This is a genomic window from Orenia sp. (assembly GCF_055140805.1).
This window is the reverse complement of the sequence record NZ_JBSQYM010000101.1, coordinates 1-10,972: the sequence shown is the minus strand read 5'-3', so window position 1 is coordinate 10,972 and position 10,972 is coordinate 1. Positions and strand designations below refer to the sequence as shown.

Here is a 10,972-nt window from a genome sequence, read left to right as displayed (position 1 = left end):
GATGAATCCTTTGAAGATCAGTTAAGAGATATCATATATAACTAGACATCCATATTATTACAGTTTGAGATTAGTTCAATTTATTATTGCAATTTAGAATTTTTAAACTGTTGTTTTTATAAGTGAATATAATATTAGGATTAAGATTGAGGTGCAGGAATCATCAGTAGTTATAGGGAGCTAGTCAGCGATGAACTATAATAAAAGGGATTACTGCCGAAATCTAGTTTGCGTGGCTAAGCTAATTAGATTGGGTCTGTGCTTAATAGGTACAGAACTGTCACTAGTCTTTCTAGTGGGGTGCTATCTTATCGCTATTTTATCTTGATAAAGCGATTGGGTAGTACTACCAATCGCTTTTATTTATGTTATACTAAATAATAAGGAGCAGGAAGTAAGGGTATAGAGTATAGATATTTGCTAATAATTATTATTAAATTTTTTACTCTTTACTCCTCATCTGTTACTCATTACTGAAATTAAAGGAGTGAGAAAATGAAGAAGATAATCGTAACTGGAGCCAATGGAAAGATGGGGCAAGAGGTTATTAGAATGATTAGTGAAAAAGAGGATTTTGAATTGGTAGGGGCTGTAGATATTAGTAATGTTGGAGAAAATATTCATCAACTTTTAGGAATAGATGCTCCTGCTGTTGAGATAAGTGATGATTTAGCACTAACTCTAGAGCAGACTGATGCCAATGTGTTGGTGGATTTCACCAATGTAACAGTAGTTATGGATAATATTAAAGCAGCTATGGAGAAAGAGATAGATATAGTTGTTGGTGCTACTGGTATTACAGAGGTTGATTTAGATAGAATTAAAGAAATGAATCAAGCTACTGCTAATAAGATAATTATTGCACCTAACTTTGCTATTGGAGCAATTTTAATGATGCAATTTGCTAAGCAAGCAGCTAAGTTTATGGATCATGTTGAGATTATAGAGTTACATCATGACCGTAAAATTGATGCTCCCTCAGGAACAGCAATTAAGACTGCTGAATTAATCAGTGAAAATCTAACAAAAGATAAGAATGAGATAGAGCAGATTGAAAAGATTTCTGGAGCACGTGGTGGAGAACATGATAATATTCATATTCATAGTGTTCGTCTGCCAGGCTTAGTAGCTCACCAAGAGGTTATCTTTGGTGGCTTAGGTCAGACTTTGACTATTAGGCATGATTCAATCAATCGCAAGTCCTTTATGCCTGGGGTTGAGCTAGCTATTAGAAGGCTAGATGAGATTGAAGGGGTAGTTTATGGACTTGATAATGTAATTGATTTATAAGATCAAGATTGAGTTCAAGGTTAAGATTAAGCCTAAATGATTTTTAGTTCTTCTTAAACTCAAACTGAAAATTAATTCCCCATAGACAAGCACACTTAAGTACCTTAAACATATAATGTTATTGATTAATTTAAGAAAGGGGGATAAATATTGAATACTGAGAGTTTAGTTAATCAGAAGATTGCTCTATTAGGTGGAGATGCTCGTGAAATAGAGTTGATATCTATCTTATTAGATCAAGGAGCAGTTTTGCAGACTATCGGCCAACCTCCTGGGATTGACTCTGAGAGTATAGAAGTGGTTGCTTCGCTAGAAGGTATTGATGATGATGTAATAGCAGTAATAGCTCCCATGACAGGAACTGATGAGAAGCTTCAAGTCAAGAAGACCTTTGTGGATAAAGAAGTAATTTTAACTGAAGATTTCTTCTCAAGGTTAAAAGCTGGAACTAAGTTCTTTATCGGTTTTGCTCAACCAGAGATTAAAGACTGGTCGCAAAAGTATAGGATAGAGTTGACAGAGTTGGCTGCCTTAGATGAAGTAGCTATTCTGAATGCTATTCCAACAGCAGAAGGTGCTATTGAGCTTGCAATGAGTGAGATGCCAATTACTTTACATAGTAACAATTCTTTTGTTTTAGGATTGGGTAGAGTAGGTTTTAGCCTAGCTAGAATGTTAAAAGGAATGGGAAGCAAGGTTTATGGTGTAGCACGTAAGCACAAGGACTTTGCTAGAGCTTTAGATATGGGATTTGAACAGGTTGCTTTTAAGGATTTAGAGCAAGAGATATCTAAAGCAGACTTTATCTTTAATACCGTTCCAGTTTTAATATTAGATGAAGAGCTATTACAACATGTTAAAAAGGATGCTATAATCATCGATTTAGCCTCTTACCCTGGAGGTACAGATTTTGAAGCAGCCAAAAGATTAGGTCTTAAGGCAGAGTTAGCTTTGGGTCTGCCAGGAAAGGTTGCTCCTAAGAGTGCAGGACAGATTTTAGGTAAGGTTATCCCTCGAATAATATTAAATGAAGGGTAAAAAGTGAAGAGTGAAAAGTTGAGAACAAAGAACAAATAATAAAGAACAGAGGATAGTGAAGAGATATTAAATTTAAGAAGCAGTAGTTATTAGAAATATTTAACAATAGCTAATTGTTTTTGATTGTAACTAATCACTATTCACTGCTCACTATTCACTGCTCTTATAGGAGGTGCTTATCTATGGGAATTGATTTTACAGGAAAGAAGATTGGGTTTGCTTTGACAGGTTCTCATTGTACATTAGCTAAAGTAATGCCTGTAATGGAAGAGTTAGTAGCTAAGGGTGCTGAACTTACCCCTATCTTATCTGAAGCGGTATTGACCCATCAAACACGTTTTGGTACTCCTGAAAAATGGAGAAGCCAAGTTATAGATATAACAGGAAATCAACCGATTACTACTATTCCAGAGGCTGAACCTATTGGTCCTCACAATTTATTTGATATACTTGTTGTAGCTCCTTGTACTGGGAATACTACAGCTAAACTTGCCAATGCTATTACAGATACTGCTGTGGTGATGGCAATCAAAGCTCAGCTTAGAAATGAAAGACCTGTTATTTTAGCGATTGCTACCAATGATGGACTGGGTAATAATGCTAAAAATATAGGTTATTTAATCAATACTCCAAATCTTTATTTTGTTCCTTTTGGTCAAGATGCACCAGAGGGCAAACCAAATTCTTTAGTATCAAGAATGGATTTGGTGGTCGATACAGTTGAATATGCTTTAAAAGGTAAACAGCTGCAACCTGTTGTGATTGAACATAAAGGAGTATGAATTAGTTGATAGTGTATAGTGTATAGTGGATAGTTGATAGTTAAGAATGAACCTATAACTATCCACTATCAATTATCAACTTTTAACTAAGAAGTGGGGTGGAGATTGTGAAAAGGATAGTAGTTGTTGGTGCTAATGGTAATATGGGAAGAACTGTAGTCAAGATGATTGCTCAAAAGCAAGATTTTGAATTGGTAGGAGCAGTTGATGTTAGTAGGGTTGGAGAGGACATTCATCAGATTTTAGGATTAGATGCTCCGACTATGGAGATAGATGATGATTTACCTTCAGTTTTAGAAGCTGTTAAACCAGATTTGGTGGTTGATTTTACTACTCCTGAGGTTGTAGCTGATAATATTCAGGTAGCAGTTAATCAGGGTATAGATATGATAGTTGGTACTACTGGTATCTCTGAAGAAGAGTTGCTTGAAATCAGGAAGTTAAGCAAGGGTAAGAATTCGATTATTATGGCACCAAACTTTGCCATTGGTGCAGTATTAATGATGCAATTTGCTAAGAAAACAGTAAAATTTATGAAAAATGTAGAGATTATAGAGCTACATCATAATCGTAAGGCAGAGTCGCCCTCGGGAACTGCAGTCAAGACTGCTGAGTTAATTGGTGAAGTTCTATCCGAAGATAAAGATAATGTTGATGAGATTGAGAAGATAACAGGGGTACGGGGTGGAGAGATGAATGGAGTTAATATCCATAGTGTGCGTCTGCCTGGATTTGTTTCACACCAAGAGGTTATCTTTGGGGGATTAGGTCAGACGCTAACTATACGCTTTGATTCAATCAGTCGAGAATCCTTTATGCCAGGCTTAGAGCTGGCAATTAACAGAATCGATGAGATTGAAGGTGTGGTTTATGGTGTTGAAAGTTTAATTGATATTTAAGATGCAGTGACGAGTTATGAGTAATGAGTGATGAGTGTTATATTAGATAAAATAATTAATTTTATCATTTATAGCTTTAGTTTTATGTTATAATTATAGATGTTTAAGTTAAGTTTAAGATTAAGCCTGAGTAGAAGATTAAAATAAGGGTTTAGGGTCTACTCAATCTTAGGCTTAATCTTAGAATTAAAGTACCTTAATATATACAATATTATATGTAGCTTTCCTTAATAAAGTTGAATGACTATAATAAAATGATACAGACAAGCACTACTCTAAGTGGTAGTACATATACTGTTATTGATTTAACTTAAAACAGTTTTTACCAAAGGAGGTGCATGTGCTTGTCTATCAACTTTGCTGGTAAGAAGATTGGATTTGCTTTAACCGGTTCCCATTGTACTTTAGCTAAGGTATTACCAATTATAAAAGATTTAGTAGAAAAAGGGGCTGAGGTCTTTCCGCTCCTATCAGAGAGTATACTAAGGGATGAGACTCGTTTTGGTACTCCCCAAGAGTGGAGAAGCCAAGTTATAGATATAACAGGAAATGAACCGATTACTACTATTCCAGAGGCTGAACCAATTGGACCACAGGGGTTATTAGATGTAGTAGTTGTGGCTCCTTGTACTGGTAATACATTAGCTAAAATAGCTAATGGTATCACAGATACAGTAGTAACGATGGCTGTTAAAGCCCATTTGAGAAATCAAAGACCAGTAGTCTTGGCAGTTGCGACTAATGATGGCTTAGGCAATAATGCTCAAAATATTGGATTGTTAATGAATATTTCAAATATTTATTTAGTTCCCTTAGGGCAGGATAATCCTATTGCTAAGCCTAATTCTTTAGTGGCAAGGATGGATTTAATTGTAGATGCTATTGAGTATGCAGTAGAAAGTAAGCAGATACAACCTGTATTTATTGAGTACAGAGGAATATAAAGAGCAGTTAACAGTTGACGGTGAATAGTTGACAGTTAAAGACCAAAAAGATTTTTTAATGATTTTAAACTGTACACTGTAAACTGTACACTGTAAACTAAACTAATTTGGGAGGTATTGAGTATGAAGAAGTATAATGTAGCGGTAGTAGGTGCAACTGGAGCAGTAGGTAGAGAGATGTTGAGTATTTTAGAAGAGAGAGACTTTCCTTTTGATAATTTGAAGTTATTAGCAAGTGAACGTTCTGCAGGAAAGAAGATGACTTGTAAGGGTAAGGAATATACTGTAGAAGCAACTACTCCAGAATCTTTTGAAGGTGTAGATATTGCATTATTTAGTGCAGGGGCTGGTGCTAGTAAGAAGTTTGCTCCAGAGGCTGCTAAAAGAGGTGCAGTTGTTGTGGATAATAGTAGTCAATGGAGAATGGACCCAGAGGTTCCTTTAGTAGTTCCAGAGGTAAATCCAGAGGATATCTTTAAACATAAAGGAATTATTGCTAATCCAAACTGTTCTACAATTCAAATGGTAGCAGCTTTAAAGCCTATCTATGATAAAGTAGGTATTGAACGAATTGTTGTATCGACATATCAAGCAGTGTCGGGAACTGGAAAAGCAGCTATTGATGAGTTAAGAGAACAGGCTAAAGCTATTTTAGCTGATGAAGAGGTTAAGTCAGAAGTATATCCTTATCAGATTGCTTTTAATGTATTGCCACATATTGATATTTTCTTTGATGATGGCTATACTAAAGAGGAAATTAAGATGGTTAACGAGACTAAGAAGATTATGGGTGATGACAGCATCAAGGTTACCGCTACAGCAGCTAGAGTTCCTGTTGTTTATGGTCATGCTGAATCACTTAATATAGAGACTAAAGATAAATTGACAGTCTCAGAGGCTAAAGAATTGTTAGATAATGCTCCTGGAGTAAGTGTAGTGGATAAGCCAGAAGAGCTAGCTTATCCAATGCAAATAGATGTTGAGAATAATGATGAGGTATTAGTTGGTAGAATTAGAGAGGACAATACTATTGAAAAGGGATTAAATCTATGGATTGTAGCTAATAACCTAAGAAAAGGAGCTGCTTTAAATACGATTCAAATTGCTGAGAGGCTGGTTCAAGGATAAAATGGGGTGAGCTAATGCCTAATATAGTAGTACAGAAGTTTGGTGGCTCCTCGGTGGCCACTGCTGAAAGAAGGGAGCAGGTAATCGATAAGATTATCAATGCTATCAATCAGGGATATAGACCTGTGATAGTCGTTTCAGCTATTGGAAGAGATGGTGCTCCCTACGCTACTGATACTTTAATAAATTTTGCTCAGGATGTACATGAGACAATAGATCCTAGAGCAAAGGACTTATTAATGTCCTGTGGTGAAGTCATTTCTACAGTAATTATCACTCAAGCGTTAAGAAAAAGGGGTTATGAAGCTGAGCCATTAACAGGGGCTCAAGCTAGTATTATCACTGATGAGAACTTTGGAGATACCAGAATTAAAGAGATTAATGCTAGGCGGATATTAGATGTGCTTGAGGATAAGAAGATCCCTATAGTAGCAGGATTTCAGGGAATCTCTGAAAGTGGAGAGATAACTACTTTAGGGCGTGGGGGCTCTGACACAACCGCATGTGCTTTAGGCGCTGCTTTACATGCGGAGATGGTGGAAATCTATACCGATGTTGAGGGTGTGATGACTGCTGACCCGCGTATTGTGCCAAATGCTAAGACCTTAAAGCATGTGACCTATAATGAGGTCTGTGAGCTAGCTTATCAAGGTGCTAGGGTACTCCATCCTCGGGCTGCTGAGATAGCTATGAGGGAGAGGGTGCCAGTGATTGTTCGTTCTACTTTTAGTGATGCTCAAGGTACGGTAATATCAGATGCTTTCAAACAGGATGATATAGAGATTAAAGGAGATAGACCTGTTAGTGGTGTAACAAGCCGTGCTAATATGGCATTATTTAAGATTATGCCTCAACAAGAGGTTGAAAATCATATCCTCTTAGAGAGTGCCAGTGTCTTAGGTTGTTTTAGAGAACTAGCTAGTGAAGGCATAAGTGTTGATTTTATCAATGTTCGACCTGATTTGATTACTTTTATGGTCAATAAAGATGCTGTGGAAGAAGCCTGTGGCTTATTAACGGTACAGGAATATAAATATGAGGTCTTTCAAGATTTTGCTAAGATATCTGTAGTAGGTGCAGGAATGACAGGGGTACCAGGAATCATGGCTAGAGTGGTAGATGCATTAACAGAAGCTGGAATTGCAATTTATCAAACTACAGATTCCCATACTACTATTTCTTGTTTGATTAAGATAGATGATGAAGCAAAGGCTTTACGGGCTTTACATGATAAATTTTCTTTAGGTGATTAAGGATTGGAGGTGCTCAGATGAGCTTTGGTGAAGTATTAACGGCAATGGTGACTCCTTTTAATGAGGATTTAACGATAAACTATGAGCAAGCAACAAAATTGGCAGATTACTTAGTAAATAATGGTTCTGATGGATTGGTAGTTTTGGGTACTACTGGTGAAGTTCCTACTCTAAGTGGTAAAGAGAAGAAGAAGTTATTAGAAGTGATAGTAGAGGCAGTAGGTGATAAAGCACAGATAATTGCTGGAACAGGTTCTTACTCTACACAAGCAAGTATTGACTTTACTAAAGAAGCTGAAGAGATTGGAGTAGATGGGGTAATGTTGGTAACTCCATACTACAATAAGCCCCCACAAGAAGGCTTATACAATCATTTCAAGATGATAGCTAACGCAACTGATTTACCAGTTATGCTCTATAATGTCCCTGGCAGAACCAGTAGAAATATTGAACCTGAAACTATTGCTAAATTAGCAGAAATTGACAATATTGTTGCTGTTAAGGAAGCAAGTGGGAATCTTGACCAAGCCATTAAGATTAGAAGTCTAACTGATGATAGCTTTAAGATCTATAGTGGTGATGATAGTCTGACTTTACCTATTCTTTCTATCGGAGGAGAGGGGGTAGTAAGTGTAGCTTCTCATCTAGTTGGCAATCAACTTAAAGTAATGATTAGTGATTTTAAAGCAGGTAAGATTAAAGAAGCAGCCCAGCAAAATGCTAAATTAAATAAATTATTTACTAATATGTTTATTAGTACAAATCCTATTCCTATCAAAGCAGCTTTAAATTTGGTAGGTAAAGAGGTAGGAGGATTAAGACCACCATTAGTAGGGCTTAACATAGAATTAGATCAGCAATTAAAGGATGTCTTAGCGGAGTACAATTTGATTGATTAATAGAATATATAAATTGAAGAAAAGAGAAATGGTTGCTAACGACCATTTCTCTTTTTTTATTGAAAAAACCAAACTTTACTTGTATTTATAAGTGAAATAATTTATAATAAAAAGTAGAGTAATTAGAACGGGATTTATATTGTCTTTTTATTGGTTAGAAAAAAGAAGAAAGCGGACTAGTATTAACTGTATTTTTACTTTATAATTTTATCATCGGGCTGCTTTATAGGTAATTTAATTCTGATTATTAATTTCAGGAGATTTCATAAGTGTAAAGTTAGAATAATTATTTGGGTGATATAGATATCTAGCCCTAAAATGAAATGAAAAGAATTATTAGTTACTATAAAAATTTATTAAAAATCAATAAGTATTGATTGATATTTTTATATTTTTTGCTAATTGTTAGTTTGATTTATTCTAATTTGTGTTTATCTGTGTGGATTTGTGGCAAAAAGTTTAAAATTTTTTATAGTTGCTTAGCTGTATGGAATTGACTGATTAAAATTTAATTAATAAATAAATATTCATATGTAATCTATATTTTCTTATTTATAAGATGCGAAGACGGGATAAGTGAATATAAGAGAAAAAGAAAATGAAAATGAAAGTTAATATTGCGGAGGTGTTTGTTAAAAGAATGTCAAACAATAGAATAGGAGAAGTTACAGTAATTCCTTTAGGGGGACTAGGGGAAATCGGTAAAAATATGATGGTAGTTGAAGCAAATGATGAGATTTTAATAGTTGATGCTGGTGTAAAGTTTCCTGAGGATGAGCTTTATGGAGTTGATTTAGTAATTCCAGATATCTCTTATCTGATTAGAAATAAAGATAGAGTTAAGGGAATAGTACTTACTCATGGTCACGAAGATCACATAGGAGCTTTACCTTATGTATTGAAGGAATTAAATGTTCCAGTCTATGGGACTAAGTTGACCTTAGGACTGTTAAGCGGAAAGTTAAAATCACACAATATGTTAGGGGACACTTATTTAAGGCATGTTTATCCAGGTCATTCGGTGCAAGTCTCTTCATTTAAGGTTGAATTTATTAGGGTAAATCATAGTATTGCGGATTCTTGTGCCTTAGCTATCCATACTCCAGCAGGACCTTTGGTCTATGCAAGTGACTTTAAATTTGATCAGACTCCAATTGATGGAAAGATGGCTGATATCCATAAGTTAGCTGAATTGGGTAGCAAAGGAGTATTGGCACTATTTTCTGATAGTACCAATGTAGAGCGAGAAGGATTTACTATGTCGGAGAAGGAAGTCGGTAAGACGATTGACGAGAGCTTTAGTGAAGCGGAGAAGAAGCTTTTTATTGCTAGCTTTGCTTCAAATATCCATCGTATTCAGCAGGTCTTTGATGCAGCTGTAAAATATGGACGTAAGGTTGCTTTAAGTGGCCGTAGTATGGTTAATAATGTCCACATAGCCTTAGATTTAGGATATTTACAAGTTCCTGAAGGATTATTGATAGACTTAAAGGATATTAGTACTCTCCCAGAAGATAAGGTAGTCTTATTGATGACTGGAAGTCAAGGGGAACGTATGGCTGCATTGACTAGAATGGCTAGAGGAGACCATCATCAGATCAGTGTTGAGAATGGTGATACTATTGTAGTTTCTGCTACAGCTATTCCTGGGAATGCCAGAGCTGTTGGTAGAACAATCAATCAATTATTTAAACGTGGAGCCAATGTTATCTATGAAGCCCTATCAGGTGTTCATGTCTCTGGTCACGCTAGTCAAGAAGAGTTGAAGTTGATGTTAAATCTAACTAAGCCAAAATACTTCTTCCCAGTTCATGGAGAGTATCGCCACCTACATTTACATGCAAAGCTTGCTCAACGTGTAGGAATCCCTAAGGAGAATATCTTTATCCCTGATTTGGGTGACAAGATTGCTTTAACTTCTGAGAAGGGCTATCAAAGTGGTAGTGTAGAGTCAGGAAGAGTTCTAATAGATGGTTTAGGCGTTGGTGATGTAGGTAGTGTTGTATTACGTGATAGAAAGCTACTTTCTGAAAATGGGGTATTGATGGTAGTTGTAACAATCAATAGAAAAGGAAAAATAATGGCTGGTCCTGATATTATTTCCCGTGGTTTTGTCTATATTAGAGAGTCAGGAGATTTAATCTATGAAGCCACTCGTCAAGTAGAATCAGCATTATCAGAGTGTGAAGAGCATAATATCACTGAGTGGTCAGTGTTAAAATCTAAGATTAGAAGTTCTTTAGATGATTTCTTATATAGTAGAACTAGAAGAAGACCGATGATATTACCGATTATTATGGAAGTATAATTATAAACTCAGTTAGTAGTATACTACTAACTGAGTTTATATATTTAAATATATAAATTTTGTTATTTTATTTGATAAATTTTTCGAAACCATTAGCATATTTTGTAGGTGAAAATTCTATTATTTCATATTTAGCAATTTGATTTATGTAGAAGGGATCTTCTTGAATTATTTGGTTAACTTCTTTTTTAGTCTCTGCATTACAAAGAATAACTCCACCTATTCTGGGATTTCTTCTTCCCGAACAGATAAATTTTCCTAGTGAATAATATTTATTCAAATAATCTATATGTTCTTCTAATTTTTTATCAACATCTTCAAGTGGCTTAATGTATAGATAAACAACTTTAGAATGTAATATAAAACCCACCTCACCCCTAACCCCTCTCCTCATATCAGGAGAGGGGAATAAAAGATGCTTTAGTCCTCTC

General features: G+C 35.5%; 10 protein-coding genes and 1 riboswitch. Of the genes, 9 read left to right on the top strand and 1 reads right to left on the bottom strand.

What is annotated here, in order from left to right; all coding sequences use genetic code 11:
* The first annotated feature begins 138 nt into the window (after positions 1–138).
* Positions 139–314, top strand: a riboswitch (Lysine riboswitch).
* 181 nt (positions 315–495) lie between these two features.
* From dapB (ACTCDL_RS10525) to ACTCDL_RS10485, 9 genes are all read left to right on the top strand, one after another.
* The gene (dapB, locus tag ACTCDL_RS10525; protein WP_463176427.1) at positions 496–1,290 is read left to right on the top strand and encodes a 4-hydroxy-tetrahydrodipicolinate reductase; all 795 of its coding nucleotides are present in this window, start codon (positions 496–498) and stop codon (positions 1,288–1,290) included.
* A gap of 150 nt (positions 1,291–1,440) precedes the next feature.
* Positions 1,441–2,328 carry a dipicolinate synthase subunit DpsA gene (gene dpsA / locus ACTCDL_RS10520; RefSeq protein WP_463176426.1) on the top strand — a complete coding sequence of 296 codons (888 nt, stop codon included), beginning with the start codon at positions 1,441–1,443 and terminating at the stop codon, positions 2,326–2,328.
* Between the two features lie 188 nt (positions 2,329–2,516).
* On the top strand, positions 2,517–3,110 hold the full coding sequence (locus ACTCDL_RS10515) for a dipicolinate synthase subunit B (RefSeq protein ID WP_463176430.1): 594 nt from the start codon (positions 2,517–2,519) through the stop codon (positions 3,108–3,110).
* Between the two features lie 107 nt (positions 3,111–3,217).
* Positions 3,218–4,009, top strand: coding sequence for a 4-hydroxy-tetrahydrodipicolinate reductase (gene dapB / locus ACTCDL_RS10510; RefSeq protein WP_463176425.1), 792 nt, complete (start codon positions 3,218–3,220; stop codon positions 4,007–4,009).
* 350 nt (positions 4,010–4,359) lie between these two features.
* Positions 4,360–4,953 (top strand): dipicolinate synthase subunit B, encoded by a 594-nt coding sequence (locus ACTCDL_RS10505; protein WP_463176429.1) that lies wholly within the window; start codon positions 4,360–4,362, stop codon positions 4,951–4,953.
* Positions 4,954–5,076: 123 nt separating this feature from the next.
* Positions 5,077–6,081: an aspartate-semialdehyde dehydrogenase gene (locus tag ACTCDL_RS10500; RefSeq protein ID WP_463176424.1), complete on the top strand. Its 1,005-nt coding sequence runs from the start codon at positions 5,077–5,079 to the stop codon at positions 6,079–6,081.
* 14 nt (positions 6,082–6,095) lie between these two features.
* Positions 6,096–7,334 carry an aspartate kinase gene (dapG, locus tag ACTCDL_RS10495; RefSeq protein WP_463176423.1) on the top strand — a complete coding sequence of 413 codons (1,239 nt, stop codon included), beginning with the start codon at positions 6,096–6,098 and terminating at the stop codon, positions 7,332–7,334.
* Between the two features lie 17 nt (positions 7,335–7,351).
* Complete coding sequence (gene dapA, locus ACTCDL_RS10490; RefSeq protein ID WP_463176422.1) at positions 7,352–8,233, top strand: 4-hydroxy-tetrahydrodipicolinate synthase; 882 nt, start codon at positions 7,352–7,354, stop codon at positions 8,231–8,233.
* A 640-nt stretch (positions 8,234–8,873) separates the two neighbouring features.
* Positions 8,874–10,541 carry a ribonuclease J gene (locus ACTCDL_RS10485; protein WP_463176421.1) on the top strand — a complete coding sequence of 556 codons (1,668 nt, stop codon included), beginning with the start codon at positions 8,874–8,876 and terminating at the stop codon, positions 10,539–10,541.
* A gap of 67 nt (positions 10,542–10,608) precedes the next feature.
* Here the strand turns inward: ACTCDL_RS10485 and ACTCDL_RS10480 are convergent, their stop codons facing one another.
* Positions 10,609–10,935, bottom strand: coding sequence for a YciI family protein (locus ACTCDL_RS10480; protein WP_463176428.1), 327 nt, complete (start codon positions 10,933–10,935; stop codon positions 10,609–10,611).
* Positions 10,936–10,972 lie beyond the last annotated feature (37 nt).